The sequence below is a fragment of the Amaricoccus macauensis genome (assembly GCF_049800915.1).
Lineage (GTDB): Bacteria > Pseudomonadota > Alphaproteobacteria > Rhodobacterales > Rhodobacteraceae > Amaricoccus > Amaricoccus macauensis_A.
In genome coordinates, this window is sequence record NZ_JBNAFY010000003.1 from 166,171 (window position 1) to 192,516 (window position 26,346).

The following is a 26,346-nucleotide window of genomic DNA, read 5'->3' on the forward strand; positions in this document are numbered from 1 at the left end:
TTTAAAAGAGTATGACCTGCGGCGGGGTGGTTGAGCGGCCAGACCGCCGCCTATTTCGGGCAGTATTGCCCGGAGCCGGATTTGGTCCTTGACGGGGCGGCGTTTTGCGCCTTGCTACAGCCACATGAATGACTGTGGGGAGATTTGAGCATGGCGTACGATTACGATGACGAGAACATCTTCGCGAAGATCCTTCGCGGCGAGATCCCGAACAAGACGGTCCACGAAACCGAGCATACGCTCGCCTTTCACGACATCCGCCCGCAGGCCCCGCTGCATGTGCTGCTGATCCCGAAGGGCCCATACGTGAACTCCGACCATTTCGGGCTGGAGGCGAGCGACGCGGAGATCCTCGATTTCTATCGCACGCTGGCGAAGCTGAGCCATGATCTGGGCGTGGCGCCCGGTGCGGACGGGCCGGGCTATCGCCTCATCGGCAATTCCGGCGATCATGCCCATCAGGAGGTTCCGCATTTCCATATGCATCTGATGGCCGGACGCTCGCTCGGCGCGATGCTGGTCAACCCGGCCTGATCGCCGCGGGATGTGCGCGGGCCATTGCCCGCCGCCACGCCGCCGCGCTAAGGAAGGCATGAGACAAGACGCAGCCTGACGGAGCCAGCCATGAGCATCCCCGCCCCGGAAGTCATCGAAGTGACCTCGACCCGTATCGCCTGCGACGGAGGTGTCGGCGCGCTCGGCCACCCGCGCGTCTGGCTGTCGATCGATCCCAAGACCGGGTTCGTCGAATGCGGCTACTGCGACCGGAAATACGTGCTGAAGCCCGGCGCGGCTTCCTCGGACCACTGACGTGGCGTTCGGCAAGGGTCACCACCTGCATCTGATCGACGGCTCGGGGTTCATCTTCCGGGCCTATCACGCCTTGCCGCCGCTCACGCGGAAGTCCGACGGCCTGCCCATCGGGGCGGTCGCGGGATTCTGCAACATGGTCTTCAAGATGGTGGAGGATGCCAAGGGCTCGGACGCGCCGACCCATGTGGCGGTGATCTTCGACCATTCCGGCAAGACCTTCCGCAGCGACATCTACCCTGAATACAAGGCCCAGCGCCCGGAGCCGCCCGAGGATCTGCGGCCGCAGTTCTCGCTCATCCGGGATGCGACACGCGCCTTCAACCTGCCCTGCATCGAGAAGAAAGGCTATGAGGCCGACGATCTGATCGCGACCTATGGCTGCCTCGCGCGGGAAGCCGGGGGGCGCGTGACGATCATCTCCTCGGACAAGGACCTGATGCAGCTGGTGGGCGGCGGGATCGAGATGCTCGACCCGATCAAGGCCCGCACCATCGGCCCGGACGAGGTGCGCGAGAAGTTCGGCGTCGCGCCCGAGAAGGTGGTCGATGTGCAGGCGCTGGCAGGCGATTCGGTGGACAACGTGCCCGGTGCGCCGGGGATCGGCGTGAAGACGGCGGCGCTGCTCATCGAGCAATACGGCGACATTGACACGCTTCTGGCGCGCGCCGAGGAGATCAAGCAGCCCAAGCGCCGGCAGACGCTGATCGAGTTCGCCGACCAGATCCGGATCTCGCGCGAGTTGGTGACGCTCAAGTGCGACACGCCGCTCGACGAGACATTGGACGAGTTGGAGGTGCGCGAGCCCGACCCTGAGAAACTTCTGACCTTCCTTGCGGAGATGGAGTTCCGCACGCTCTCGAGCCGGGTTGCGTCGAAATTCGACGTCGAGCCGCCGGTGATCGAGAGCAAGCCCGTGCCGTCTGCCAGCAGTTCGGCGGGCGACGGCGAGGGCTGGTCCGGCCCTGCGACATCGAGCTTTCCCGAGTTCAGCACGGCTGACTACGAGACGGTTCGCGACCGCGCGGCTCTGGAGACCTGGGTCGAACGTATCCGGGAACGCGGCGTGGTGGCGGTGGATACCGAAACTACCGGTCTTGACGAGATGGTGGCGGATCTCGTGGGCATTTCGCTTTCGGTTGGGGCCGGAACGGGGTGTTACGTGCCGGTCGGGCATGTGGAAAAGGGCGACGGCGATCTCTTCGGTGCGGGCAAGCGCGCCGAGGGCCAGATGAGCCTTGAGGAAGCGCTGGAGATCCTGAAGCCTGTTCTGGAAGACCCGAGCGTTCTCAAGATCGGCCAGAACATGAAATACGACGCGAAGATCTTCTCGCGTCATGGCGTCGAAGTGGCGCCCATCGACGATACGATGCTGATCTCCTTCGCGCTGCACTCCGGGCTGCACGGCCACGGGATGGACATGCTCTCGGAGACCTATCTCGGGCACACGCCGATCCCGATCAAGCCGCTCCTGGGCTCGGGCAAATCCGCGATCACCTTCGACAAGGTGCCGGTGGAGGATGCCAGCGCCTATGCCGCGGAGGATGCCGAGATCACCTGGCGGCTCTGGGAGACGCTCAAGCCCCGCCTGCCCTACGCGCGCGTGACCCGTGTCTACGAGACCATGGAGCGGCCGCTCATCCCGGTGCTGGCGAAGATGGAGATGGCGGGTGTGAAGGTCGACCGCGATCACCTGTCTCGCATGTCGGGGGCGTTTGCGCAGAAGATGGCGCAGCTCGAGGAGGAGATCCACGAACTGGCGGGCGGCAAGTTCAACGTGGGCTCCCCGAAACAGCTCGGCGAGGTGCTCTTCGACCAGATGGGGCTCGAGGGCGGCAAGAAGGGCAAGACAGGCGCCTATGCCACGGGCGCGGATGTGCTGGAGACGCTGGCCGCACAGGGACACGATCTGCCCGCGCGGGTGCTCGACTGGCGGCAGGTCTCGAAGCTGAAATCGACCTACACGGACTCGCTGCAAGAGCACATCAATCCCGACACGGGGCGGGTGCATACGTCCTACGTGATTTCGGGGGCGGCGACGGGGCGGCTCGCCTCGACCGATCCGAACCTGCAGAACATTCCCGTTCGGACCGAGGAGGGGCGGCGCATCCGCGAGGCCTTCATCGCGCCGGAGGGTCGGGTTCTGGTTAGCCTCGACTATTCGCAGATCGAGCTGCGCATCCTCGCGCATGTGGCCGATATCGAAGCGTTGAAACAGGCGTTCCGAGATGGGCTCGACATCCATGCCATGACCGCCTCCGAGATGTTCGGCGTGCCGGTGGAGGGTATGGACCCGATGGTCCGGCGGCAGGCGAAAGCGATCAATTTCGGCGTGATCTACGGCATTTCGGCCTTCGGGCTGGCGAACAACCTGCGTATTCCGCGCGATCAGGCAAAAGAGTTCATCGACACCTATTTCGAACGCTTTCCGGGCATTCGCGAATACATGGATCGGACAAAGGCGTTTGCGAAGGAGAACCAATTCGTCGAGACGCTGTTCGGGCGAAAGATCCATACGCCGCAGATTTCCGCCAAGGGGCCGAAGGCAGCTTTCGCGCAGCGGGCGGCAATCAATGCGCCGATCCAGGGCTCAGCGGCGGATGTGATCCGGCGGGCGATGATCCGGGTGCCGGAAGCCATCGAGAAACTGCCGGCGAAGATGCTGCTTCAGGTCCATGACGAGCTGGTCTTCGAGGTCGAGGAAAGCGCGGTCGAGGACACGATCGCGGCAGTGCGCAAGGTGATGGAAGGCGCGGCGATGCCCGCGGTGGATCTCTCCGTGCCGCTGGTCGTCGATGCGGGAACCGGGCCGAACTGGGCCAAGGCGCACTGAAAGAGCCGGCGCGGCGCGACTGTACGTGGCGCCGTTTCGACCCTTCCCCAACGAAAATGTGATCTGCAGATCTGTCGGGCCGATGGCGCGGAACTGCCGGTATCGGGCCGTATGGATTCGATATGGTTCGGATATGGATTCGGTATGGCAGCGCGTCGGTTTCGGGCTCCCTGCCGGGGGCTTCCAGCCAAGATCATCCTTCGGCTCACATGGCCGAACATCGGCGCGGCATGAGCGATGCGCGTTGCGCCTACCAACTGATGATCGCATTACGATATACGCAAGATGCACGCCGGGCGGCGCGACGTCACGGGAAAGTCGTGGAACTGGCCCTCGATATCACGAGACCGCAATGATCGGCCCAAGCTCATCGGACCGCAAATCGAAGGCTGCGCCCTACTGGGAGGGCGCAGGCCAGTGGCAGCTGATCAAGATGTTGATCTTGTGGGGGTCGAAACCGGCAAACCTGCCATGGGATGCCGGTTCATTATCATTGCGCAATATTATTACGCTTGCTGGCAGATCGGGGGCTGTTAGAGATCAGGCGCCCCCACCCTGTCTTCACAAAATTCTGCGTTGGGTCAGACCAGAGCGGACAATCGCTCGATCTCTTCCTTCAGATGAAGCTTCTGGAGCTTGAGTTGCTTGATGTCGAGATCGTCGGAAGCCGGTCGTCGCTGTTCGGTTTCGATCACTTCCGAAAGCGTCTGGTGCTTTTTCCTCAGCTCAGACAGATGGGAACTCATGCTCATGTTTTCCTCCATGCTGTTTCGGAACAACCACCGGAGTAAAGCACGATTTCATACTTCTGTCACGCGATCCTGTGTCGCAAATTCGCCGTAAAGGCGAGGCGGAATTTTCGCTCGGGAATCAGGGTCAGAAGACCGCCCGTCGCGATGGCGAAAAGACCGAGAAGACTCACCAGACCGAGCGACTCGCCGAACCAGAAGAAGCCGACCGCCATCGCTGTCAGCAGGTTGAAGTAGAGGAAGGGTGCGAGCACGGTCGCCTCGGCGCGCTGGTAGGCGGCGACGGTCAGGAAGTGGCAGATCGCGGAGACACCGCCCAGGGCCACGGCGCCGATCACGAGAGAGGCGGAGAGCGCGGGAAGGCCGCTGGCGAAGGCGAAGGGCGCGATCATGAAGGAGCCGAGCAGCGACTGGACGGCGAGGGTCGAGAGCGCATCGGTCTTCGTTGTCGCGCCGCGGGTGGCCGCAAGATAGGTGCCAAGCAGCGCGCCGCCCAGAAGGGAGAAGACCGCGCCGAGTTCGATGCCGGCTTCGGGGCGCATCAGGATCGCCGCACCGACGAAGCTGATCGCGGAGCCGCCGAGGCGCAGCGGCGTGGGGTTTTCCTTCCAGACGAGAATGCCCAGAAGCCCGGAGACGATCGGTGCAATGAGGAAACCGCCGACCGCCTTGGCCATCGGGACCATGCCAAGTGCGGTGATGAGCGAAACCATTGCCCCCATGATAAGGGCAGTGCGCCAGACCTGGCCCAGGCGATCCTGGCGGGGGACGACGATCTTCCGCCCGCTCATGAGCGCGATGGAACATGCGATCATTCCGGCGCAGAGGTAGCGGAGAAAGGCGATCATCATCGGCGTATGATCGGTTGCCATTGTCTTCGCAACCCCATCCACCGCCGGGGTCAGCAGCATCGCCATTACAAGAAAGAGAACGCCCGTTTGCATCACTCACACCTCACTGCTGAAACCGGGCAGTTCCTCTACTCGCCCTTAAGTTGCAATTTGAGGCGTTTTTGCTTCTTTAAGGTTAATCAATCAAGACCGACATACGGCCTAGTAATAAATCTTGTACAACACCAGTGAAATCGTTGCCGTCTTGCTCATGGCGTTTCCCCTGATGGATAACCAGCGGAAAATGTAGGCGAAGGGGCGCGGCCGAGGCTTTTCTCGCCCGGACGAGCACGCGATTGGCCGGGCGCCCTTCGCGCGGGGCGAGCGGAAGGATCTCAATTCCACCCGCTTGGGGCGAAAGCGCGGCAAGAATGTCGTCCAGTCGCTCTACGCGGTGGACGATCGTCAGCCAGCCCTTGGGGAGAAGGCGGCGCAACCCTGTCGCGATCCAGCCGGCGAGGTCCACCTGCCCTTCCCTGTGGGCGGTATCGCGGCCCGGATCGCCCGGCCCCGTTGCGTCATCGGCGCGGTAGAAGGGCGGGTTCATCAGAACGTGGTGAAAGCTCACCTGCCGGAGTTCAGACGGAAGCTTCGCGAGATCGCCTTCATGGACGCACATCGCGATCCCGTTCTCTGCGGCATTGCGGCGCGCCAGTTCGGCGTATGGTGGCTGGATTTCGAGGCCGTGAAGCTCGACCCCCTCCACGCGCCGCGCGAGGCAGAGGCCTGCCGTGCCGACGCCGCAGCCGAGGTCCAGCACGCGCTCGCCGGGGCGCACGGGGGCGAAGGCCGCGAGAAACACGGGGTCTGTCGCGGCCCGGTATCCGTGCCTCGGCTGAAAGAGCTGAAGCTGCCCGCCCAGGAACCCGTCGCGGGTCAACTCGTCGTCTGTGAAGGTCACGTCTCGACCAGATCCTCGATCCCGTTGTCGCGCAGAATCGCGCGCGCCCGGAAGGCATCGCGCTCGGCCACGACAAGGCGACGCGGGAACAGGCCGATCCCGCCTTCCAGTATGCTCATATGGACGTCCAGAACAAAGCAGTCTATACCCTCGGCACGCAGCAGAGCACTGCCGAACGCAATGACGGTGGGGTCCGTGGTACGGAGAATGTCTTTCATCTCCGGCAGATTAGGATCTGCCCGCCCCGAGGTCGAGAGCCAACGCATATGAACACTCAAGAGCGTATCGAGACACCTGTCGAACGCCTGCAATCTGCGCTTGCGGAGGACATGAACGCGGTCAACACGCTCATCCGTGAGCGGATGGCAAGCGAGCACGCGCCGCGCATTCCCGAGGTGACGGCGCATCTGGTGGAGGCGGGCGGCAAGCGCATCCGACCGTTGCTGACCCTCGCGGCCGCGCGGCATTGCGGCTATGGCGGTGTCGATCACGTGAAGCTGGCGGCGGCAGTCGAGTTCATTCACACGGCAACTCTGCTGCACGATGATGTGGTCGATGCCAGCGAGAAGCGGCGGGGCCGGCCGACGGCGAACCTGCTCTGGGACAACAAGTCGAGCGTTCTGGTGGGCGACTACCTCTTTGCGCGCTCGTTCAAGCTGATGGTCGAGACCGGTTCGCTCCGGGTGCTCGACATCTTGTCCGGGGCCTCTGCGGTGATTGCCGAGGGCGAGGTGTTGCAGCTTGTGGTGGAGGCGGACCTCGCGACCACCGAGGAGACCTATCTGCAGGTGATCCGCGGCAAGACGGCGGCGCTGTTCTCGGCGGCGACGGAAGCCGGGGCGGTGGTGGCCGGTGCGCCGGAAGAGGAGGTTCGGGCCTTCTACGATTACGGCGATGCGCTCGGCGTGAGTTTCCAGATCACCGACGATCTGCTCGATTACGGCGGGGTTTCGGCCCGGCTCGGCAAGAACACGGGCGACGATTTCCGCGAGCGCAAGATGTCGCTGCCGGTCATCAAGGCGGTGGCGGCGGCGGATGCGGAGGAGCGTTCGTTCTGGGGACGGGTCATCGCGAAGGGCGACCAGCGGGACGGCGATCTCGAGGAAGCGATCGCGCTCATGACAAAGCATGGCGCGCTCGAAGCGACGCGGGCCGCGGCCCTTGCCCATGCAGATCGGGCGAAGGCGGCTCTCTCACGGCTTCCGGCGGGTGCGCTGCGCGACATGCTGCACGATCTGGCGGATTTCGTGGTCGAACGGATTACCTGAACCAATTTAGCAGGCTTCGGCGGCCTCGACCCACCATCCGGGTTGCGCCCGGGCGATGGCACTGGCGGCGCTGCGGGCCTGCGTTTCCCCTGCGAACAGTCCGAAACAGGTGGCCCCCGAACCGGACATGCGCGCGAGGCGGCATCCCGGTTGCGTGTCGAGGGCGGCGAGCACCTCCGAAATGACGGGCTGAACGCTGCGCGCCGGTGGCTCGAGATCGTTGCGGGCCGCTGCGAGTTGGCCCGCGAGCGTTTCGAAATCGGGACGGGGCGGCAGCGGCGCGAGGGGCGGATTGTCCCTGCTCGCGAGCGACTTGAAGACAGCGCCAGTCGGAACCGGCAGGCGCGGATTGACGAGCACCAGCCAGAACGGCGGAAGGTCGAGCGGCTCGATGATCTCGCCGATTCCCGACATGCGGGCGGATCGCGATTGGACGCAGACCGGAAGGTCGGCCCCGAGTGCCAGGATCGCCTCGGGGGCCGGAAGCGGCATGTCGTGCAGACGGGCCATCAGGCGAAGGGTCGCGGCGGCATCCGCCGAGCCCCCGCCGATCCCGCTCGCGACGGGGAGGTTCTTCTCCAGCGTGAGTGCTGCACCACAGCCCTCGAAAAGGCGCGCGGCACGCAGGACGAGGTTGTCGGGTTCCTCGGACAACCCACCGGAGAAGGGGCCGGTGATGGTGAGCGAGAGGTCCGGGGCCGGTTTGGCCACGACCTTGTCCCCCAGCACGGGAAAGACCACGAGGCTGTCGAGCAGGTGGTAGCCATCGGCGCGACGGCCGGTGACATGCAGCGCGAGATTGACTTTTGCGGGCGCGAATTCCTCAAGGACAGGCATGGGGGCTGTCAGCCGTCCTGCTGTGCGTCTTCTTCCTCGGCGAGTACGCGGTCGAGGCCGATATCGAGCTTGCGGCGGATCCGCTCCATGTCGAGATCCGGAGCAGGGCCGAAGGAAAGCGCGCGGCGCCACTGGAATTCGGCTTCCCGTTCGCGGCCCACGAGCCAGAGCACATCGCCGAGGTGATCGTTGATGACGGGATCGTCGGGGGTGAGTTCGACGGCACGCAGCATGTGCGGCACGGCTTCCTCGACCCGGCCGAGGCGATAGAGCACCCAGCCCAGCGAATCGGTGATGTAGCCATCATCGGGGCGGGCTTCGACGGCCTTCTCGATCATGGCGAGTGCCTCGTCGAGGTTCTCCTTCTTCTCGACCATGGAATAGCCGAGATAGTTCAGCACCAGCGGCTGATCCGGCTCGAGCCGGAGTGCGGCGAGAAAATCGGCCTCCGCCGCTTCCCAGTCCCCTGCCCGCTCGTTGGAGATACCGCGGGAATAGAACAACACCCAATGGGGCGGCTGCGGTGCGTCGATGAGTGCCAGCGCATCGCTGTAGGCGCCGGCGGCCTCCTCGAACCGGTCGGCGTTGCGTAGGGCATCGCCCAAGGACGAATGAGTCTCGACATTATCGGGGTGACTCTGTGTCAGTTGCGCGAGGATCTCGATGCCGCCATCGGCATCGCCCGCGAGGCGCACGACATTCGCCCGCCGGATCTGGGCCGAGACATACCAGGCGGACTCGGCGGGGATCTGGTCGAGCGCCTGCTCCGCGAGTTCGTATTGGCCTTCCGCTTCGAGAATGTCGGCGGTGAGCAGATCCGCCTCGACCAGCGACGGGCTGATGTGGGCGGCGAGCCGGGAGTGGATCAGGGCCAGGCGCTCGGATTCGCTCGACGCCAGTGCATTGGCGAGCGTCTGGAAGGCCTGGGCCGCGCCTTCGCGTGCCGACCGCACTTCGGTGAAGGCGACCTCCTCACCCGCGGCGAGCCTGTCGCGCAGGGTTGTCAGTGCGGCATCCGGGAAACCGGCGGAGAGCACATCGTCGAGCAGCGCGATGGCCTCGTTCTCCCGTCCGATCTGGGCGAGGATCTGGGCATGGGCCGCCAGCGCACTGCGATCCACATGGAGCGGGCCGTTGCTGCCACCGGCCATGATGGTCTCGGCGGAGGAGAAATCACCGGCGAAGGCCAGAGCCAGTGCCTTGTGATACTGGCCGTAGGCGCCGAGCGCGTTGTTGCCGCCCATTTCGTCGAACCGTTCCCGCGCGACGGCGAAATCCTGTTGGCCGACGGCAATCCAGCCACGGGCAAGGCCGAGAAGGAGCGGATTGACCTCTCCGCTGCGGTTCTCGAGCAGCTCGCTCGCTTCCTCGAAATCCTCGAGCGCGAGCGCATCGGCGATCAGAACGAGCACGGCGATCTGGTTGTCGGGCATGGCCTCTTCGAGCTTCGCGGCAAGCGCGCTCGCGGCCTCGACATCCCCCTTGGCGACTTCCATCACCACCGCGCTCTGGATCAGCTCCAGGTTGTCGGGATCCAGCATCAGGGCCTGGACATAGTAGTCCGCTGCCTGAGCGTAGTCGTCGCGCATGTCGGCCTGGGTGGCCGCGAGATAGGCGCCGGAGAGATTCGCCGCTTCGACCTTCGGGGCGCCCAGAAGCAGGGCGGAAACACAAACGGCCTGACAGCCCAGACGGGCCAATACTCGGATCAAGGGTTCGATCTCCCGATTACAACAGAGACAGAGCCTATTCCGCTATCCGCCCCGTTGCAATCGCGGGAAATCGCCCTCCGGCGAGGTATGGCCGCCTACATGTTCGGGTAGTTCGGCCCGTCTCCGCCCTGGGGCGTGGTCCAGTTGATGTTCTGCGCCGGGTCCTTGATGTCGCAGGTCTTGCAGTGGACGCAGTTCTGGAAGTTGATCTGGAACCGCGGATTGGACCCATCGTCGTCGGTCAGAACCTCGTAGACGCCAGCCGGGCAGTAGCGCTGCGCCGGTTCGTCGTAGCGCGGCAGATTCATTTCCACCGGAATGTCATCCATGCCGAGCTTGAGGTGGCAGGGCTGGTTCTCGTCGTGGTTGGTGAAGGAGAATGCGACATTGGTCAGCCGGTCGAAGGAAAGCACACCATCGGGCTTGGGGTAGTCGATGGGCTCGTAGTATTTCGCGCGCCGGGTGGCTTCGGCGTCGGACTTGCCGTGCTTCATTGAGCCGAAGAGCGAGCGGTTCTTGAAGAACGAGTTCCACCACATGTCGAAGCCGCCAGCGACCAGCGATGTGCCGAGGCCGTAGCCGGACCAGAGCGGCTTGACGTTGCGCACGGGCTTGAGATCGTCTGCGATGGGACCGGTTTCCACGGCTTGGGAATAGGCTGTCAGTTCGTCGCTGGCACGGCCCGAGGTGATGGCTTCATGGGCGGCTTCCGCCGCGGCCTTGCCCGAGAGCATGGCGTTGTGGTTGCCCTTGATGCGCGGCACGTTGACCATGCCGGCGGAACAGCCGAGCAGCGCCCCGCCGGGGAAGGTGAGCTTTGGCATGGACTGCCAGCCGCCTTCGGAGATCGCACGCGCACCGTATGCGATGCGCTTGCCCCCCTTGAGCACCTCGGCGATCAGCGGATGGTGCTTGAAGCGCTGGAATTCCATGTAGGGATAGAGATAGGGGTTCTCGTAGTTCAGGTGGACGACGAAGCCCACGTAGACCTGATTGTTCTCAAGGTGATACATGAAGGAGCCGCCGCCGGCGTTCTTGCCCAGCGGCCAGCCCATGGTGTGGGTGACCTGGCCTTCGCGGTGGACCTCCGGGCGGACCTCCCAGATCTCCTTCATGCCAAGGCCGTATTTCTGCGGCTCGCGGCCTTCGGAAAGATTGTATTTCGCGATGATCTGCTTGGCGAGGCTGCCTCGGACGCCTTCGGCGATGAAGACGTATTTGCCCAGAAGCTCCATGCCGGGTTCGTAGTTCGGCCCCGGCTCGCCGTTCGGGTCCAGCCCGAATTCGCCGGCCACGACACCGCGCACCTCATCGTTTTCGCCCCAGACGATCTCGCTCGCGGCCATGCCGGGGAAGATCTCGACGCCGAGTTCCTCGGCCTGTTCCGCCATCCAGCGGCAGACGTTGCCCATGGAGACGATATAGTTGCCGTGGTTGTCCATCAGCGAGGGCATGGGCCAGTTGGGGACGCGGATGCTGCCGGAATGCCCGAGCATGTAGAAGCGGTCCTCGGTCACTTCCGTCTTGAGCGGGGCACCGCGCTCCTCCCAGTCGGGGATCAGGGCATCGAGGCCGCAGGGATCGAGCACCGCGCCAGAGAGGATGTGCGCGCCGACCTCGGAACCCTTCTCGAGGACGACCACCTCGAGATCGGGGTCGAGCTGCTTGAGCCGGATCGCGGCCGAGAGGCCAGCGGGGCCCGCGCCGACGATGACGACATCGTATTCCATCGCTTCGCGTTCAATCTCGGCCATACCCACCGTTCCCCATTGCTCGTTTCCTGGCTTGCTGGCGCATTGCGTATCGCAATCGGAGGCGCGCGGTCAAATTCTTCCGCAGCGCAGCATGGGGAGAACACGCCCTTTTCGAAGGGCGAAACGGGCCGGAAGGGCGGAGGTTCGCGTTCCATGCGGCAGTTTTTGGCCCTGCAGGGCGGGATGGGGCGGTTTTGGGCATTCGATGCGCTTGCGCAGCCTGAACGCCTTTCCTATCCTCCCCGTTCGCGGAGGAATGTTCGCGAGGTCAGGCCGAGGCCAGGGGCTTCGGCCTGTTCTTCTATTTGGCGCCCGTTGAAGGGCAGGCGCATGAGGAAAACGAGAATGGAAAAAATCCCGCTGACGACCAAGGGTTTCGCGAAGCTTGACGCGGAGCTGAAGCACCTCAAGAGCGTCGAGCGGCCGGCGGTGATCGCGGCCATCGCGGAGGCGCGCGAACATGGCGATCTGAGCGAGAACGCGGAATATCACGCGGCGCGCGAGAAGCAGAGCTTCATCGAGGGGCGGATCCGCGAGTTGGAAGGGCTGATCGGCCGCAGCGACGTGATCGACCCCAAGCGCATGTCGGGTTCGATCAAGTTCGGCGCGACGGTCAAGCTCGTGGACGAGGATACCGACGAGGAAAAGACCTACCAGATCGTGGGCGAGGCCGAGGCGAATATCGAGCAGGGTCTGCTCAACATGAAGTCACCGCTCGCACGGTCATTGATCGGGAAGGAAGAAGGTGACAGCGTGGAGGTTCGCACGCCCGGCGGCGTGAGGTCCTACGAGGTCCTGTCGGTCGAGTATATCTGACGCAAACCCGAGCAGAGGCGAGCCACGCATGAGCCACGCAACCGAACCGCGCAGCAGCAGGATGGCCAGCATGATGACCAGAAGCCTAACGGGTCGAAGACTTCCGCAGGCAGCGATGGTCTGGTTCGGAAACCTGTCGCGCGGGGGGCGGCTTGCGCTGCTTGCGAGCATCCTGTGGGGCGTGCTGGTGGCGGGATACGGGCTCGGCTATCTCAAGATCGCGGCCGACACACAGATCCGGGGCATGGCGGCGCTTGACGGGCTGTTCCTGCTCATGGCGCTGGTTCTGCCCATCGGGCTGATCTGGCTCGCGGCCGGGCTTGGCAGCACCTTGCGGGTGCAGCGCGAGATGACGGAGGAGCTGGCCGATCTGGCACGTCCGCTGATCGCGGAGCTCGAGGAGACCCGACGCGCACTTGCGGCCCAGCAGGGCGTCACTTCGGACGCGGTCGAGCAGACCCTGCGCACGGTCATCCAGACCCGGCAGCGCGCGGATACCGATCTGTCTGAAGGACTTACGCAGGTCAGTGCCGGGCAGGCGCGACTGGAAACGGCGCTGGCCTCGCTGATTTCGGGGCTGAGCGCGGAACCCGCGGGCTTCGCGGAACCGGCTGCGGCGCCGATCACCGCAGAACCTGCGGCCCCGCCCAGTCCGCGACAGGCCGAGAAACCCGCGAGCGTACCTGTCGCGAACCCGGACGAGCCGACCCTGCCCCATCTGGAGGCCACGGAGGAAGAGGCGGCGCGACCCGCATGGCCCGATCTGGTCCGCGCATTCGATTTCCCGAAGGACGACCAGGATTTCGAGGGGTTCCGCGCCCTTCAGGCCGTGCTGCGTTATCCGCCGCTGGCCCAGATGCTTCAGGCGGCCGAGGACGTGCTGACCCTGCTCTCGCAGGAGGGCGTCTACATGGAGGATCTCGCGGTGGTGACCGGCGAGGCGGGGCACTGGCGGCGCTTCATGGCCGGAGAACGCGGTGCGGATGTGGCCAGTGTCGGCGGCATCCGGGATGACCAGGCGCTGGAACTGACCCGCACGCTTCTCAAGACCGATTCGATCTTCCGCGACTCGGCGCTGTTCTTCCAGCGGCGTTTCGACCGGGTGCTGCAGGATTTCGCCCGCGAGGCCGGCGACCAGGAAATCATCGACGTCGCCAACACCCGCTCGGGCCGGGCCTTCATGCTGCTCGCGCGGCTCAACGGGGCGTTCGACTGAGCCCCGGTCCGGTCGTCACCTGCCCGATCGCGCCCGGATCCGCGCAGCCTCCAGATCCTCGGGCGTATTGATGTTGAAGAACGCCTCTTCCCCCCAGTTTGCGACCTTGAGCGCGCCCTGAGCCTCGGCCCAGGCCCGGACCTTGCGCGCGCCGACCGAGATGTCGCGGCGAAGCTGGTCGCGCAAGTCCGTGGGCCAGATCCCGAAAACCGGATGCAGGGCCCCATCCGTCGAGGCTGCCAACCGGATCGGGCCGCTCCCTGGCGCGTTCGAAAGCGCCGCGACGAGATCAAGAGGCAGGAACGGCGTATCCGCCGCAGCGGTGACGATCCGGGTGAAACCCTGCGCATGGGCCCAGTCGAGCCCTGCAAGGATGCCCGCGAGCGGCCCGGGCCGATCGGCGATGCTGTCGGCGATGACCGGCAGGCCGGTGTCGGCGAACCGTGCCGGATCGCCATTGGCGTTCAGCGCTAGTGCCGCGCATTGGGGGGACAGCCGGGCCTTCACATGGGCGAGAAGGCTCTGCCCGCCCAGAACGACGCGGCATTTGTCGCCGCCCCCCATTCGTCGGGACAGGCCGCCTGCGAGGATCACTCCGGCGATGGGATCGGATGGCGCGAGGTGCATTGGGTGTGTCTCGGGTTGCGGGCGATGGATGCCACAAGATAGACCCGCCCGGCGTGCGGAAGAAAGCGCGCGACATCGAATCGTCACAGGCTGCCCCATGCCCCGCTCTCCAAACCGTTCCGCCTTCCTCGAAGGGTTCCGCCTGACGGTCCCGCTGAACGTGGTGATCGTGCCTTTCGCGCTGCTCTTCGGCGTGCTTGCGGGCGATGCCGGCTGGGACGCCTTCCGCGCGCTTGCGATGAGCGTGGTGGTGATCGCGGGCGCCTCGCAATTCGCGGCGCTCCAGCTCATCGAGGATAACGCGCCCTTCATCGTGATCGTGATGACGGGCATGGCGGTGAACCTGCGCATGGCGATGTATTCCGCCGCCCTCGTGCCGCATCTGGGCGCGGCCCCTCGCTGGCAACGCGTGCTTGCGGCCTATGCGCTCACGGACCAGACCTATGCGCTTTCCGTGCGCCAGTTCGAGATGCGGCCCGAAATGAGCATGGGCGAGCGAATGGCCTTTTTCGCCGGGTCGGCCTCCGCGCTCTGCCCGATCTGGTATGCCTTCACGATCGTCGGCGTGGTGGCAGGTCAGGCGATACCGCCGGAATTCGGGCTCGATTTTGCCGCGCCGGTCACCTTCATCGCGCTCTTCGCGCCGCTTCTGCGAAGTGTGCCGCATCTCGCAGCGGCATTCGTGTCGGTCATTGCGGCGCTGATCTTCGGTTTCCTGCCTTATAATCTCTGGATGATCGTGGCTGCCGTGCTTGCCATGGCCACGGGCGCAACGGTCGAAACACTTCTCGAAAGGCGGGCGCGATGAGCGATGCAGCGATCTGGGGGATCATCGCGGCGCTCGGTGTCGGCACCTTCCTGATCCGATATTCCTTCCTCGGGCTGATCGGGGACCGGCAACTGCCGCCCCTCGCCGAGCGGCTTCTGCGCTATGTGCCGGTGGCGGTCCTACCCGCGCTTGTCACGCCGCTCGTGCTGGCCCCGCAAGCCACGGATGGCGCATTCGATCCGGCCCGCGCGCTGGCGGCCGTGGCCGCGCTTTCGGTCGGGGCGTGGCGTCGCAGCACGATGGCCGCGATCGCCGCTGGCATGGGGGTTCTGCTCCTGGGCCTCTGGCTTTTTGGCTGAAGGCCCGACCACGCGCGGTGATTGCGCTCAGGTCTGGGGACGTTCCTTCAGGAGATCGCGGATCTCGCTGAGCAGCGCTTCCTGGCTCGGGGCATCCGGCTTTTCCTCTTCCGGCTCCTCGGGCATGGTCGCGTCCTTCACCCGGTTCACGGCCTTGACGAGCAGGAAGACCACCCAGGCGATGATGAGGAACTTGATGCAGGCATTGACGAAATTGCCATACATGAAGGACGCGGCATTCTCGCCGTCGCCCACACGAACCATGTGCGACGAGAAATCGACACCGCCAGTGAAGAGGCCGATCAACGGATTGACCAGATCATCGACCAGGGAGGTCACGATGGCCGTGAAGGCCGCCCCCATGATGATCCCGACCGCCATGTCCATGACATTGCCGCGGGCAATGAAGTCGCGAAATTCCTTGAGCATTCTGTCCCTCGTTCTGTAAACGCGGGCCAATATTGCTCAGGATTGCAGAGATCGGCAACCGTTCACATAAACTTCATGTGAAACGCCCCGGTTGTTTGTTCACCGGGGCGCCTGACGCATGAGAGCGCATGCGCCGATTACTGGCGCAGGGTTCCGCCGGTGCTTTTCTCGACTGCCGCGACGATCTTGCCGGATACGGCCTCGATATCCTTGTCGGTGAGGGTCGCGTCCCTGGGCTGAAGGCGCACCGCGATGGCCATGGACTTCTTGCCCGCCCCCATCTGCGCCGCCGCCTTTTCGCCCGAGAAGACATCGAACACCGAAACGTCGGCGATCAGGGCCTTGTCCGCACCGCGGGCGGCCTTGAGCACCTTTTCGGCCTCGACGCTCTCATCGAGCACGAAAGCGAAGTCCCGCTCGACGCTCTGGAGATCGGACAGGGCCAGTGCCTGGCGGGTCGTGCCCTTGCTGCGGGCCTGTGGCACGGCTTCGAGGTAGACGGTGAACCCGACCGCCGGTCCCTTGACGCCGAGCGTCTCGAGCACGCGGGGGTGGATCTCGCCGAACGCGCCGAGCTTCACCTTGGGGCCGAGCGAGACGATGCCGGAGCGGCCCGGATGCCACCATTCGCGCGAGGCGCGGCGCACGGGCGCGGTGGTCGGCGCACCGATGGCGGTGAACACGGCCTCAAGGTCGCCTTTCGCGTCGTAGAGATCGACCGGGCGACGGGCGCCGAACGGATCGCGCGGACCGGTATGGCCGACGCGGATGCCGCTGGCCACGAGCTGCTGTTCGCCCGGCTCGCCGCCCGAGAACACGTGGCCCACTTCGAAGAGGGCAAGATCGGAGGAGCCACGCGCCTGATTGCGCGCCGCGGCCCGGAGCAGACCCGGCAGAAGCGCGGGGCGCAGGTGGCTCATTTCCGAGGAGATCGGGTTCTCGAGCCGCATGTTGTCACCGCCACCGCCGTAGAGACGCGCAGCCTCCTGGTCGATGAAGGCGTAGGTGACGCATTCGTTCATGCCCTGCGCCGCGATGGCGTGGCGCGCCTGCCATTCCCGCTTCTGCATCGGCGTGAGCGTGGCCGAGGCAACGCCGGCGGGACGGGTCATCGGCTTGCCTTCGAGCTTCGTGAGCGAGGCTACGCGCGCGACTTCCTCGACGAGATCGGCCTCGCCCATCACGTCCGGCCGCCAGGACGGCACGTCGACCTCGAGCTTGCCACCCTCGGTTTCGCGCGGCCCAAAGCCCAGCGCCTCAAGCGAGGCAATCTGGGTTTCCCGCGGGATGTCCATACCAACGAGGCTGACGACGCGCACGGGGTCGAGCGGGTAGCTGCGGCGCGTGTCGGGCACCTCTCCGGCCACGGTGATGTCCATGGGCGTGCCGCCGCAAAGCTCCATCACCATGCGGGTCGCCATCTCGACGCCGCTTTGGGTGAAGGCCGGGTCGACGCCGCGGTCGAAGCGGTAGCGCGCGTCCGAGTTGATCTTGAGGCGCCGGCCGGTATGGGCGGTGCGGACCGGATCGAACCAGGCGGCCTCGATGATGACGTTGACGGTTTCCTCGGTGCAGCCGGTGCGCTCGCCGCCCATGATGCCGCCGATGCTTTCGACGCCGGAGGTATCCGCGATCACGGTTTCGCTGCCATCGAAGGTGTAGGTCTTCACGTCGAGCGCCTTGAGCTTCTCGCCCGGCTTGGCGAGCCGCACGGTCAGCGGGCCGTGGATCTTGTCCGCGTCGAAGACATGGAGGGGGCGGGCGCGATCGAAGGTGATGAAGTTTGTGATGTCCACGAGGGCGGAGATCGGTCGCAACCCGATGGCGCGGAGCCGGTCCTGCAGCCATTGCGGCGAGGGGCCGTTCTTCACGCCCTTGATCAGCCGCCCGCAGAAGAGCGGGCAGGCCTCGGTTGCCACGTCGGGCGCGAGGTAGATCGCGAGCGGCGAGGGTTCCTCGCCGGGCACGGGCTCGATCTCGGGGGTGATCACCCGGCCGATCCCGCGGGCGGCGAGGTCGCGCGCGATGCCCGAGACGCCGAGCGCATCGGGACGGTTTGGCGTAATGGCGATCTCGATCACCGGGTCGAAGGGGCGGATGTCGATGTAGCGCGCGCCCACGGGGGCATCGGCAGCAAGTTCGACGATGCCGTCATGGGCATCCGACAGCTCCATCTCGCGCTCGGACAACATCATGCCGAAACTTTCGATGCCGCGGATCTTGCCGACCTTGATCGTTGTGTCGATGCCGGGAATGTAATCGCCGGGCTTGGCGACCACGACCTTGATGCCGGCCCGCGCGTTGGGTGCGCCGCAGATGATCTGCTGCTCGCCCTCGGCTGTCGCGACGCGGCAGACCCTGAGCTTGTCGGCATCGGGGTGTTTCTCGGCTTCCAGCACTTCGCCAACGGTAAAGGCCGCGAGCCGTTCGGCCGGGTTGCTCACGCCCTCGACCTCGAGCCCCAGATCGGTCAGCGCAAAGGTGATGTCCTCGAGGCTTGCTTCGGTCTCGAGATGCTCCTTGAGCCAGGATAGGGTGAATTTCATTGGCCGCGCGCCCCTTGGGGATTTCCAGTCAGGCGGGGGTTTAGGGGAGACGGGCTCGCATGGCAACTCCGGCGCGGAGGGATATTGCGAGCTAATCCTGTGCCGGTTTCTGCTCGAAGGTCGCAAGCCAGCGGCCGAGCAGGGCATCGAGTTGTGCGATCTCGTCGGGTGACAGCCCCTCGACCATGCGGTGCTGGTTGGCGACGTGCTCGGTGGCGACCTCGTCCACCAGCGCAAGGCCCGTTTCCGTCAGCGCGATCACTGAGCCGCGGCCATCTTCGGGGTTGGCCCGGCGCTCGACGAGACCCGCGGCTTCCAGCCGGTCGATCCGGTTGGTCATGGTGCCCGAGGACACCATCGTCCAGGCAATGAGCGTCGACGGGCTGAGGGCATAGGGTTTCCCCGCCCTGCGCAGGGTTGCGAGCACATCGAAGCTCGAGGTGTTGAGCCCGTGGCGGGCGAAGAGCCCCGCGTGTTCGGCGGCGAGGTGATTGTGCACACGGCTAAGCCGCCCGATGAGCCCCATGGGCGTGACATCGAGGTCCGGGCGTTCCTGCCGCCACTGGGCAAGTATCTTTGCGACGTGATCCATACCGGGCAGAAATCAGAAACTTATCTTGACGTCAAGATTTCCAGAAACTATCTCGACGTCAAGATAAATGGAGATTCCGATGTCCCGTTCACTTGATACGCTGCTCGCGGCCTCCGCGCCCGCAATCTGGGGCAGCACCTATATCGTCACCACGCAGATGCTGCCCGCGGGCTATCCGCTGACCGATGCGGTTCTGCGCGCCCTGCCAGCCGGTCTGCTGCTTCTGGCGATCACCCGCGAATTGCCCGAGCGCGCCTGGCTGGGGCGGATCGCCATTCTCGGCGCGCTCAATTTCGCGATCTTCTGGTCGGCGCTCTTCGTGGCGGCATACCGCCTGCCCGGAGGCGTCGCGGCGACGCTCGGCGCGGTGCAACCGCTCATCGTCCTGCTTCTGGCCCGCCTCGCGCTTGGAACGCCGCTCACCGCGCTCAGTCTCTTCGCCGCTCTCGCCGGGATTGGCGGTGTGGCGCTGCTGATCCTCTCCCCCGCTTCAGACCTAGATACCGTGGGTGTTCTGGCCGCGCTTACGAGTGCCGTCTCGATGGGGTTCGGGGTGGTCCTCACGCGGAAATGGCGGCCAGGGGGCAGCGCGCTCGCCTTCACCTCCTGGCAACTCGTGGCCGGCGGCCTGCTGCTTCTGCCACTGGCGGCAATCCTGGAACCCGCCCTGCCCGCGCTTACGGCCTTGAACGTTGCAGGCTTTGTCTGGCTCGGGCTGATTGGCGGTGCCTTGACCTATTTCTTCTGGTTCCGCGGGATCGAACGGCTCGGGCCTGCCGCCGTGACCGGGTTCGGCTTTCTCAGCCCACTGAGCGCCGTGCTTCTGGGCTGGCTGATCCTGGGAGAGGCGCTGTCACCGCCCCAGATGCTGGGTGCCATGATCGTACTGGGGAGCGTCTGGCTGAGCAACCGCGCCGCCCGGTCCCTGCCAGCCGCCGGGGCAATCTCAGGCCGCACCGCGCATCGTGCTGCCGGTTGTCCCGCCTGAGACCCCGGAGAAGGCGCCGACGGTCCCGGCCAGATCGGACGCATCCTCCATGAGCGCCTGTGTCGCGGCGGAGGTCTCCTCGACCATCGCCGCGTTGTGCTGGGTCAGGCGGTCCAGTTCGCTGATGGCGGAGTGGATTTCCGAGAGGCTTGTTGCCTGATCGCGAGCGCCGTCTGCGACCCCGGTAATGCTCTCGGCAATCTCGAGGATGGCCTCCATCACGTCCTGAAGCGCGGTGCCGGTGCGGTTGACGACGTCCACCCCCTGGCGGACCTGGCTTCCGCTCGAGGCGATAAGCCTCTTGATGTCCGACGAGGCTTCCGACGAGCGTTGCGCGAGCGCCCGAACCTCGGAGGCGACGACCGCGAAACCGCGGCCGGCGTCGCCCGCTCGGGCGGCTTCCACCCCGGCATTCAGCGCGAGAAGGTTGGTCTGGAAGGCGATGCTCTCGATGACGCCGACAAACTCCTGCACCTCCATGGAGGAATTCTCGATTTCCTTCATCACCTGAACGGCACTGTTGACCAGATCGAGGTTGTTGCGCGCCTTGTCCCGCGTGGCCTCGGCTCGTTCCCGCGCCTTCTGGGCGGATTCCGCGGAGGTGGTGACGGTCGTGGAAATCTGGGCGACGGAGGCGGACACTTCCTCCAGCGAACTTGCCTGGCTGTCGGTCCGCTGGCTGAGATCTTCCGCGGCCGACGCGATCTGCCGGATTTCGCCCTGCATCCGCATGGCGTTCTCGGTCACCAGCGACAACGCGTGGCGGAGCGCCTCGACGGCTGCGTTGTAGTCCTCCCGCAGCCCCTCGTATTCAGGATCGAAGGCGCTTTCGATTCGGGCGTCGAGGTTTCGGCGCGCGAGTTTACTGAGGGCGGAGCGCAGACCGTCGACGACCGTGGCCTGGCGTGCGGCGATCGCCTCGCGGTGTGCGCGTTCCTTTTCCTCGGTCTCACGTGCCAGCCTGTCCATTTCCTGGGCGCGCTTCGTTTCGGTCTCGGCATGAGCGAGCGCATCTTCCGCCGCCACCCGCGACTTCTCGGCATCGGATCGGGACGCCTCCGCCGATCGGAGCGCCTCCTCGACCTGCGCCTTGGCAAGCTGGGCATCTTCCAGCGCCGTTTCCGCGCGCCGGGTCTCTCCGAGGAGGTCGAGCTTCGCGCGTTCGTTGTCTGCGTCCATGCGCAACCACTGGGTAACGGCATGGTAAAGGACCGCAGTTTCGAGCACGACAACCAGGCCATGCAAGAGCGCACGTTCGACATTCTGCAGCATGGACGCGGGCGGATAGAGCAGTCCCGGCAGGGCAAAGCTGAGCGAGACGTGGTGCAAGGCGATCATACCGGCCCCGACCAGCAGCACTTTTCGGTCCGCCATCGCCATGAGCATGGCAAGCACGGCAAAGAACACCATGTGGCTGTCGAGTTGCCACGGGTGGCCCGCAAAAGCAGCCGTCAGGACGATCGGCTGGCCAATTAACCCGAAAGCTGCCGCCAGCCGCGCGGTTTCCGGCGTGAGCCTTTGCCCGGCCAGACCGATTCCGGCAAAGAAGATGGCCGCAATCGCCAACGGCACCGGATTGTTTCCGACGAGCCAACCGATAAGTGGCGCGACGAACACACCGATGCAGGCCAATCGGGACAGAAGGCCGGCGGCCTCACCTTGAGCGTTCGCGAGCGATTTGCTGACCATCATGCGACTAGACTCCACAGATATTCGCAAGGCTGCGTCCGTCCAGGACCAGCCAGGCCCCCAGCCCTCTCAGGGTATCGGGAAAGGCGGGATCTTCCGAAACCGCGAGGGCCGCGACAGCCGTCCGTTCGGGACCGACCATGTGACCCCCGGCTCGTGCGACCAGGTCTTCCGGGGAAGGCGCCCAGGGCGGCACCGCCACGACGACCACTTCACCGGGCATCGGAGCACTCTGGCTGACGGCGAGAATGGGACCGGCCAACACTCCACCCGCAAGCATTGCACCGATCAACAAAGCATTGGACATGGCCAGTTTCGCGTCCGTTAGACTCTATTCCGGCGCTCAATGTTCACGGAAATCCTGTAAATTCCATTAAATCCCGATGCTTGGGAAAAATGGGGGCTTTCAGCCGACCGGACCGCGCAGGAAAGCCCGCGCGATACCGGTAGACGCGACATGCCTCTAGGGGGCCGTTGCGGCCTGTGCGGGAGCGATAATGGAGCGAAGGGTCTTCCAGATCACCTGGGCGGCCAACTCGGCCCCTTCCGCGCTGGCGTGGTAATTGTCCCCCGCGTAGACGGGCTCCCTGAGTTCGACGGCTTCGAGCCAGCGCTGAGGCACGGGCGCAACCGCATAGCCGTTCTGCCGCGCGACGGATTCGTAGAACTCGATGGTCCTGCGGGCAAACTCCTCCGGCCCCTTGGGCTGGAGCGTGTTGTCAGCGGCTTCGTGACGGTAGAAGGCATGTCCCGGTGCGCGCGGCCAGGGCGGATAGAGCACCACGTTGCGGGTCCGGGCCCGCGCCGCGAGCCCCGCTATCGTATCGGCGGAAACTTCGCGATCCGTTTCGCGGAAGGGCGTGGTGGTGTGATCCTGCAGGACGAGCACATCCCATTCCGAGGCTTCGAGCAGCGGCCCGAGACGGGAAATGCGGGCCGTATCGCGCAGATGCGCCCCGCCAGCCGCAGCCATGGCCACCTCGACTTCGACACCTTCTGCCGCGGCCCTTGCAGCCACGCGGCTCGGCACGTCGTGGCCGAGGGTGATCGAGTTGCCGATGAACAGGATCCGTTGCGGACGCTCTGCAGCCGTGGGCTGGCGGTAATGCTCCGTCAACCTTTCGAGATAATCGTCGGTCAGGAAGGGATCTCGGCGGACCGGTGTTTCGGAGGCCGCCTGGACCTGTGCCGTTGCCGCCAGCGTTGCGATGAGGCCAGAGGCGATCAAGGTGAAGATCCGCCACCCGACAAATGGGAAGCCGATGGGTTTCGCCATGTTCCCGCTCCTTGCTCTTTGCACCATACCCGAATCCTCCAGGAATTCTCCACAAAGCAGGCCGCCGCGACTGAGACGGGCCTCCAGAAAGTCCAAGGGTTTCAGTGAGCCGCGCCACCACCTTTACGGACACGGATCATCGTGCATTACAGTTGAACAAACGTTAGTTTCTTGCCCTTTTTTGCAATTTGGCGCTGTGGGATTTCGAGGCCCGGCCGGTCAAATGTCCGTAACCGGGCCCCGAAGAGGCGGATTCTCGCGCAATGCGAGTGGTGGAGCGGGCAAGGTTCAGCCGACGACCGGGTGACCGCGGCCACGCATGCATTCGACCACGATGGCCTCGCGCCGGTCTGATGCGCTTACCGCACCGGCGGTTCCGCCGGCGAGGCCGCCGATGATCAGCCCGCCTGCCGCGCCTTCGAGATCGTCGCTGTCCTCATCCGCGGCACCGAGAATTGCCCCGGCCCCTGCCCCGAGGACGGCAGCGCCCAGAGTTTCCTCGTCGAACTGCTTCTGGTTCGCAGCCAGCAACTGGCAATCGGCGAGATCGGCGTCGAATTCGGGGGAGGCGGGGCCGTCGATGATCGGCGTGTAGTTGGCGCCACTGTCGGCACAGGCTGCGAGCAGTGCGGTGGCGAAGATCGGAAGGCAGAAAGGTCTCATGTCGGTTTCCTTGGAGTGAGTGAGACAAAAGCGGGCGCGCGTGCCAGGCGAAACTGCCGGGCACGGACGAAGAGGATGACGGGCAAGCCTGGGTTCAGGCGGGATCGTCGCGGATCGGCAGGCCGGTATCCGGGGGTCGGCTGAACCGCTGGCGGTAGTCGATGGCCGAAACGCCCAGATGGCGGTGAAACGCACGACGCATTCGCTCGGCATTGAGAAAGCCGGTCTGTTGCGCGATCTGCTCGATGCCTGCCCGGGTGGTTTCCAGCGCGACGCGCGCCGCCTGCACCCGCGCCGTCTCGACGTAGAGCGCCGGGGTCATGCCCGTCTCCTGCTTGAACCGCCGCGCGAAGGTGCGCTCGGACAGACACGCCCGCGCGGCCAGCGCCGTGACACTCAGCGCCTCGCCGGGATTGCGCAGGATATGCGCGAGCGTTTCGTTAATTGCGGGATCTTCGGCGTTCTGGGCCACGAGATGGGCACTGAACTGCGACTGTCCGCCGGGGCGCATCATGTACATCACGTTGTAGCGTGCGACCTGGAGAGCCACCTCATGGCCCCAGTCCATCTCCACCAGGGCAAGTGCGAGATCCATTCCGGATGTCACCCCGGCAGAGGTCCAGACATTGCCATCACGGACGAAGATCGCATCGCGATCCACCGTGACGCTTGGATACCGGCGCTCGAGGAGCGGACACCACCACCAATGGGTACTGGCCCGCCTGCCATCGAGCAGGCCCGCCTCCGCGAGGATCATCGCGCCGGTGCAGATCGATACGACCCGACGCGACCGGGCGGCCGCAGTCCGGACAAACGATATCAGCGCCTCATCCGCGAGTGCGGACATGGTGCCATGCCCGCCTGTGACAATGAGGGTGTCGATCTCTCTGTCTTCAGCCAGGGCACCGGCAAGCGAAAGGTCGGCCTCCAGGGTCAGTCCGCTCGTGGTGGGCACAGGGCCGGGGCGCGCCGCAACCACGGATATGGCATAGGGCGCGGGGCCTTCGGGCAGGAAGAAGCGGGTCCCAGACAGCACCTCGACCGGCCCGGCGACATCGAGCACATGCGCCTCCGGGTAGGTGAGGACCATCACCTTGCGCTGCCGCTGCCCTGTCTGATTTCGTGTGTTTTCCAACATGGTCTGACAGTAGCCGCATTTCAGCTGTGACCGTTAGGACAACGATCCCTCGCTTTCTGCCAAACGCCGCGAGTGTAAGATTAGCGACTTGTTTCCGAATTGATTGGCAACGTGGCGTTCATCCGAACGGAGGTGCCCTTGCAACGATCCGTGCTAGTTGTTGCCGTCCTGCTGCTTTGCGGGCTGGCTGCGATTTCCTGGGGCGTCGGTGGTCGGGCAACCCTCGCAGCGGCGGCGCTGATCGGCGGGTTTGCCGGATTCGGCCTCTATCACGCCTCCTTCGGTTTCACCGCCGCGTGGCGACGACTTGTGCGTGAGGGGCGCGGCGCGGGCGTTCGGGCGCAGTTGCTGCTGATCGTCGCCACCGCGCTCGTCACCTATCCCCTGATCGGCTGGGAGGCGCAGACCGGCTGGAACATGCATCCCGTCATCCTGCCGATGACGCTGGCCTCCGCGCTTGGAGCGGCGGTCTTCGGAGCGGGCATGCAGCTCGGGGGTGGCTGCGCGTCGGGCACGCTCTTCACGGTCGGCGGCGGTTCGACCCGGATGGTGGTGACGCTGATCGCCTTCATTGCCGGGTCGGTCGCGGCTACGGCGCACATGCAGGAGTTCTGGCTCCGGCTTGATGAGATAACCGGGGTGCCGGGCCTTCCTGCCTTCTCGGTGATCGAGACCTTCGGGCCACTCGGCGCGCTCGCAGCGCTCGGAGGTTTTGCCGCGTTGATCTGGGCAGGGACCGTCGCGGTGGAACGGCGGACCCATGGGCAAGTCGAGACACTGGGCCGGACAGAAAGCTTTGCGCAAGGGCCTTGGGGCAAGGGGCTGGGCGCGTTGGCGCTTGCGGCCGTGGGGATTGCCTGCTTTCTCGCCTTCCAGCGCCCCTGGGGTATTACTTCCGGGTTCGCACTCTGGGGAGCGATGGCTCTGGAGGCGTTGGGAGTTTCCGTCCGCGACTGGGGCTACTGGTCGGGCTGGCGCGCGGGCCAGCTCGATGCACCTCTGCTTGCAGACCGGGTTTCGGTCATGAATTTCGGCATTATTCTGGGCGCCTGCGCCGCTGCAGCGCTCGCGGGTCGGTTCGCGCCGGTCTGGCGGATCTCGCGGCGTGATCTCGTTACGGCCGTGATCGGCGGGCTCATGATGGGGTATGGCGCGCGGCTCGCCTTCGGCTGCAACATCGGCGCCTATCTCGGCGGCATGGTCTCGGGCTCGGCGCATGGGCTTTGGTGGCTCGTTTGGGGTTTTGCCGGATCATGGGTCGGCATCGGGCTGCGCGAACGATTGGGGCTGGATCCACCGATCGGGCACAGCGCGCCTCCCCCGACACACGCCTAGCGACACGGGCTCGGGCGTCTCGTTCTCCCGGATTGGTCAGGGCGGCCCGGCGCGTATCCGCCGAACGGACCGCATATCCGAAGTCAGAGCGCATGCTGCCTTGACCCGATGAGGGGTCGCGGCAGATGTCAGGGCGGCTTGCTTGCTCA

The 26,346-nt window shown here is 65.2% G+C and carries 26 protein-coding genes; 10 read left to right on the forward strand and 16 right to left on the reverse strand.

All coding sequences use genetic code 11. The annotated features are described in order from the left end of the window. Window positions 1-150 precede the first annotated feature (150 nt). The 3 genes from ACP15W_RS08505 to polA all read left to right on the forward strand — a co-directional run bounded on the left by ACP15W_RS08505 (window position 151) and on the right by polA (window position 3,643). Entirely contained in the window at window positions 151-534 is a 384-nt protein-coding gene (locus ACP15W_RS08505) for an HIT domain-containing protein (RefSeq protein ID WP_424932446.1), read from the forward strand. Window positions 535-624: 90 nt separating this feature from the next. Next, window positions 625-810, forward strand: a complete 186-nt coding sequence (locus tag ACP15W_RS08510; RefSeq protein WP_424932447.1) for a zinc-finger domain-containing protein — start codon at window positions 625-627, stop codon at window positions 808-810. A 1-nt stretch (window position 811) separates the two neighbouring features. Continuing rightward, entirely contained in the window at window positions 812-3,643 is a 2,832-nt protein-coding gene (gene polA / locus ACP15W_RS08515; protein WP_424932448.1) for a DNA polymerase I, read from the forward strand. 581 nt (window positions 3,644-4,224) lie between these two features. Here the strand turns inward: polA and ACP15W_RS08520 are convergent. From ACP15W_RS08520 to ACP15W_RS08535, 4 genes are all read right to left on the reverse strand, one after another. Beyond that, window positions 4,225-4,395, reverse strand: a complete 171-nt coding sequence (locus ACP15W_RS08520) for a YdcH family protein (RefSeq protein WP_424932449.1) — start codon at window positions 4,393-4,395, stop codon at window positions 4,225-4,227. 59 nt (window positions 4,396-4,454) lie between these two features. Further along, on the reverse strand, window positions 4,455-5,336 hold the full coding sequence (locus tag ACP15W_RS08525; protein WP_424932450.1) for a DMT family transporter: 882 nt from the start codon (window positions 5,334-5,336) through the stop codon (window positions 4,455-4,457). 82 nt (window positions 5,337-5,418) lie between these two features. After that, entirely contained in the window at window positions 5,419-6,183 is a 765-nt protein-coding gene (locus ACP15W_RS08530; protein WP_424932451.1) for a tRNA1(Val) (adenine(37)-N6)-methyltransferase, read from the reverse strand. Next, entirely contained in the window at window positions 6,180-6,401 is a 222-nt protein-coding gene (locus ACP15W_RS08535) for a DUF2007 domain-containing protein (protein ID WP_424932452.1), read from the reverse strand. Before ACP15W_RS08535 ends, ACP15W_RS08530 begins: the two co-directional genes overlap by 4 nt. 48 nt (window positions 6,402-6,449) lie before the next feature. Here ACP15W_RS08535 and ACP15W_RS08540 point away from each other — a divergent pair, with 48 nt between their 5' ends. Next, complete coding sequence (locus tag ACP15W_RS08540; RefSeq protein ID WP_424932453.1) at window positions 6,450-7,451, forward strand: polyprenyl synthetase family protein; 1,002 nt, start codon at window positions 6,450-6,452, stop codon at window positions 7,449-7,451. 6 nt (window positions 7,452-7,457) lie between these two features. Here the strand turns inward: ACP15W_RS08540 and ACP15W_RS08545 are convergent, their stop codons facing one another. The 3 genes from ACP15W_RS08545 to ACP15W_RS08555 all read right to left on the reverse strand — a co-directional run bounded on the left by ACP15W_RS08545 (window position 7,458) and on the right by ACP15W_RS08555 (window position 11,754). Further along, entirely contained in the window at window positions 7,458-8,288 is an 831-nt protein-coding gene (locus ACP15W_RS08545) for a 4-(cytidine 5'-diphospho)-2-C-methyl-D-erythritol kinase (protein ID WP_424932454.1), read from the reverse strand. An 8-nt stretch (window positions 8,289-8,296) separates the two neighbouring features. After that, window positions 8,297-10,000 (reverse strand): tetratricopeptide repeat protein, encoded by a 1,704-nt coding sequence (locus tag ACP15W_RS08550; protein ID WP_424932455.1) that lies wholly within the window; start codon window positions 9,998-10,000, stop codon window positions 8,297-8,299. A 95-nt stretch (window positions 10,001-10,095) separates the two neighbouring features. Beyond that, a complete protein-coding gene (locus ACP15W_RS08555) occupies window positions 10,096-11,754 on the reverse strand; it encodes a 4Fe-4S dicluster domain-containing protein (protein WP_424932456.1) in 1,659 nt (552 codons plus the stop codon). Window positions 11,755-12,099: 345 nt separating this feature from the next. On the opposite strand from ACP15W_RS08555, the gene greA reads away from it, so the two are divergent. Beyond that, complete coding sequence (greA, locus tag ACP15W_RS08560; protein ID WP_424932457.1) at window positions 12,100-12,570, forward strand: transcription elongation factor GreA; 471 nt, start codon at window positions 12,100-12,102, stop codon at window positions 12,568-12,570. A gap of 70 nt (window positions 12,571-12,640) precedes the next feature. Beyond that, complete coding sequence (locus ACP15W_RS08565; protein WP_424932458.1) at window positions 12,641-13,786, forward strand: hypothetical protein; 1,146 nt, start codon at window positions 12,641-12,643, stop codon at window positions 13,784-13,786. Between the two features lie 15 nt (window positions 13,787-13,801). Here ACP15W_RS08565 and mobA read toward each other — a convergent pair whose 3' ends face one another. Further along, on the reverse strand, window positions 13,802-14,413 hold the full coding sequence (gene mobA, locus ACP15W_RS08570; RefSeq protein ID WP_424932459.1) for a molybdenum cofactor guanylyltransferase MobA: 612 nt from the start codon (window positions 14,411-14,413) through the stop codon (window positions 13,802-13,804). Between the two features lie 97 nt (window positions 14,414-14,510). Here mobA and ACP15W_RS08575 point away from each other — a divergent pair, with 97 nt between their 5' ends. Beyond that, complete coding sequence (locus ACP15W_RS08575; protein ID WP_424932460.1) at window positions 14,511-15,221, forward strand: AzlC family ABC transporter permease; 711 nt, start codon at window positions 14,511-14,513, stop codon at window positions 15,219-15,221. After that, complete coding sequence (locus ACP15W_RS08580; protein WP_424932461.1) at window positions 15,218-15,541, forward strand: AzlD domain-containing protein; 324 nt, start codon at window positions 15,218-15,220, stop codon at window positions 15,539-15,541. The genes ACP15W_RS08575 and ACP15W_RS08580 overlap by 4 nt, the downstream gene beginning before the upstream one ends. 27 nt (window positions 15,542-15,568) lie before the next feature. On the opposite strand, the gene mscL is transcribed toward ACP15W_RS08580, so the two are convergent. The 3 genes from mscL to ACP15W_RS08595 all read right to left on the reverse strand — a co-directional run bounded on the left by mscL (window position 15,569) and on the right by ACP15W_RS08595 (window position 19,108). Beyond that, window positions 15,569-15,970, reverse strand: a complete 402-nt coding sequence (gene mscL, locus ACP15W_RS08585) for a large-conductance mechanosensitive channel protein MscL (RefSeq protein ID WP_424932462.1) — start codon at window positions 15,968-15,970, stop codon at window positions 15,569-15,571. 137 nt (window positions 15,971-16,107) lie between these two features. Continuing rightward, on the reverse strand, window positions 16,108-18,516 hold the full coding sequence (gene pheT / locus ACP15W_RS08590; protein WP_424932463.1) for a phenylalanine--tRNA ligase subunit beta: 2,409 nt from the start codon (window positions 18,514-18,516) through the stop codon (window positions 16,108-16,110). A gap of 91 nt (window positions 18,517-18,607) precedes the next feature. Continuing rightward, on the reverse strand, window positions 18,608-19,108 hold the full coding sequence (locus ACP15W_RS08595) for a MarR family winged helix-turn-helix transcriptional regulator (protein ID WP_424932464.1): 501 nt from the start codon (window positions 19,106-19,108) through the stop codon (window positions 18,608-18,610). Window positions 19,109-19,187: 79 nt separating this feature from the next. On the opposite strand from ACP15W_RS08595, the gene ACP15W_RS08600 reads away from it, so the two are divergent. Beyond that, window positions 19,188-20,096 (forward strand): EamA family transporter, encoded by a 909-nt coding sequence (locus tag ACP15W_RS08600; RefSeq protein ID WP_424932465.1) that lies wholly within the window; start codon window positions 19,188-19,190, stop codon window positions 20,094-20,096. Here the strand turns inward: ACP15W_RS08600 and ACP15W_RS08605 are convergent. The 5 genes from ACP15W_RS08605 to ACP15W_RS08625 all read right to left on the reverse strand — a co-directional run bounded on the left by ACP15W_RS08605 (window position 20,055) and on the right by ACP15W_RS08625 (window position 24,814). Continuing rightward, window positions 20,055-21,788, reverse strand: coding sequence for a methyl-accepting chemotaxis protein (locus tag ACP15W_RS08605; RefSeq protein ID WP_424932466.1), 1,734 nt, complete (start codon window positions 21,786-21,788; stop codon window positions 20,055-20,057). The two genes, ACP15W_RS08600 and ACP15W_RS08605, sit on opposite strands and share 42 nt — an antisense overlap. 4 nt (window positions 21,789-21,792) lie before the next feature. Beyond that, complete coding sequence (locus ACP15W_RS08610) at window positions 21,793-22,092, reverse strand: hypothetical protein (protein WP_424932467.1); 300 nt, start codon at window positions 22,090-22,092, stop codon at window positions 21,793-21,795. A 156-nt stretch (window positions 22,093-22,248) separates the two neighbouring features. Continuing rightward, window positions 22,249-23,061 (reverse strand): SGNH/GDSL hydrolase family protein, encoded by an 813-nt coding sequence (locus ACP15W_RS08615; RefSeq protein ID WP_424932468.1) that lies wholly within the window; start codon window positions 23,059-23,061, stop codon window positions 22,249-22,251. Between the two features lie 288 nt (window positions 23,062-23,349). Next, window positions 23,350-23,724, reverse strand: coding sequence for a glycine zipper family protein (locus ACP15W_RS08620; RefSeq protein ID WP_424932469.1), 375 nt, complete (start codon window positions 23,722-23,724; stop codon window positions 23,350-23,352). A gap of 94 nt (window positions 23,725-23,818) precedes the next feature. Beyond that, window positions 23,819-24,814: a GlxA family transcriptional regulator gene (locus ACP15W_RS08625; RefSeq protein ID WP_424932470.1), complete on the reverse strand. Its 996-nt coding sequence runs from the start codon at window positions 24,812-24,814 to the stop codon at window positions 23,819-23,821. A 180-nt stretch (window positions 24,815-24,994) separates the two neighbouring features. Here ACP15W_RS08625 and ACP15W_RS08630 point away from each other — a divergent pair, with 180 nt between their 5' ends. Then, a complete protein-coding gene (locus tag ACP15W_RS08630) occupies window positions 24,995-26,197 on the forward strand; it encodes a YeeE/YedE family protein (RefSeq protein ID WP_424932867.1) in 1,203 nt (400 codons plus the stop codon). The last annotated feature ends 149 nt before the right edge of the window (window positions 26,198-26,346 follow it).

What these genes read in the sequence shown, in the direction of transcription:
- ACP15W_RS08625 (WP_424932470.1), bottom strand. Translation starts at nt 24,814, where the DNA reads ATGGTCCTCACCTACCCGGAGGCGCATGTGCTCGATGTCGCCGGGCCG.
- greA (WP_424932457.1), top strand. Translation starts at nt 12,100, where the DNA reads ATGGAAAAAATCCCGCTGACGACCAAGGGTTTCGCGAAGCTTGACGCG.
- ACP15W_RS08605 (WP_424932466.1), bottom strand. Translation starts at nt 21,788, where the DNA reads ATGATGGTCAGCAAATCGCTCGCGAACGCTCAAGGTGAGGCCGCCGGC.
- ACP15W_RS08535 (WP_424932452.1), bottom strand. Translation starts at nt 6,401, where the DNA reads ATGAAAGACATTCTCCGTACCACGGACCCCACCGTCATTGCGTTCGGC.
- mscL (WP_424932462.1), bottom strand. Translation starts at nt 15,970, where the DNA reads ATGCTCAAGGAATTTCGCGACTTCATTGCCCGCGGCAATGTCATGGAC.
- ACP15W_RS08555 (WP_424932456.1), bottom strand. Translation starts at nt 11,754, where the DNA reads ATGGCCGAGATTGAACGCGAAGCGATGGAATACGATGTCGTCATCGTC.
- ACP15W_RS08540 (WP_424932453.1), top strand. Translation starts at nt 6,450, where the DNA reads ATGAACACTCAAGAGCGTATCGAGACACCTGTCGAACGCCTGCAATCT.
- ACP15W_RS08565 (WP_424932458.1), top strand. Translation starts at nt 12,641, where the DNA reads ATGATGACCAGAAGCCTAACGGGTCGAAGACTTCCGCAGGCAGCGATG.
- ACP15W_RS08510 (WP_424932447.1), top strand. Translation starts at nt 625, where the DNA reads ATGAGCATCCCCGCCCCGGAAGTCATCGAAGTGACCTCGACCCGTATC.
- ACP15W_RS08615 (WP_424932468.1), bottom strand. Translation starts at nt 23,061, where the DNA reads ATGGCGAAACCCATCGGCTTCCCATTTGTCGGGTGGCGGATCTTCACC.
- ACP15W_RS08545 (WP_424932454.1), bottom strand. Translation starts at nt 8,288, where the DNA reads ATGCCTGTCCTTGAGGAATTCGCGCCCGCAAAAGTCAATCTCGCGCTG.
- pheT (WP_424932463.1), bottom strand. Translation starts at nt 18,516, where the DNA reads ATGAAATTCACCCTATCCTGGCTCAAGGAGCATCTCGAGACCGAAGCA.
- ACP15W_RS08620 (WP_424932469.1), bottom strand. Translation starts at nt 23,724, where the DNA reads ATGAGACCTTTCTGCCTTCCGATCTTCGCCACCGCACTGCTCGCAGCC.
- ACP15W_RS08525 (WP_424932450.1), bottom strand. Translation starts at nt 5,336, where the DNA reads ATGCAAACGGGCGTTCTCTTTCTTGTAATGGCGATGCTGCTGACCCCG.
- mobA (WP_424932459.1), bottom strand. Translation starts at nt 14,413, where the DNA reads ATGCACCTCGCGCCATCCGATCCCATCGCCGGAGTGATCCTCGCAGGC.
- ACP15W_RS08580 (WP_424932461.1), top strand. Translation starts at nt 15,218, where the DNA reads ATGAGCGATGCAGCGATCTGGGGGATCATCGCGGCGCTCGGTGTCGGC.
- ACP15W_RS08505 (WP_424932446.1), top strand. Translation starts at nt 151, where the DNA reads ATGGCGTACGATTACGATGACGAGAACATCTTCGCGAAGATCCTTCGC.
- ACP15W_RS08520 (WP_424932449.1), bottom strand. Translation starts at nt 4,395, where the DNA reads ATGAGCATGAGTTCCCATCTGTCTGAGCTGAGGAAAAAGCACCAGACG.
- ACP15W_RS08600 (WP_424932465.1), top strand. Translation starts at nt 19,188, where the DNA reads ATGTCCCGTTCACTTGATACGCTGCTCGCGGCCTCCGCGCCCGCAATC.
- ACP15W_RS08595 (WP_424932464.1), bottom strand. Translation starts at nt 19,108, where the DNA reads ATGGATCACGTCGCAAAGATACTTGCCCAGTGGCGGCAGGAACGCCCG.
- ACP15W_RS08610 (WP_424932467.1), bottom strand. Translation starts at nt 22,092, where the DNA reads ATGTCCAATGCTTTGTTGATCGGTGCAATGCTTGCGGGTGGAGTGTTG.
- ACP15W_RS08575 (WP_424932460.1), top strand. Translation starts at nt 14,511, where the DNA reads ATGCCCCGCTCTCCAAACCGTTCCGCCTTCCTCGAAGGGTTCCGCCTG.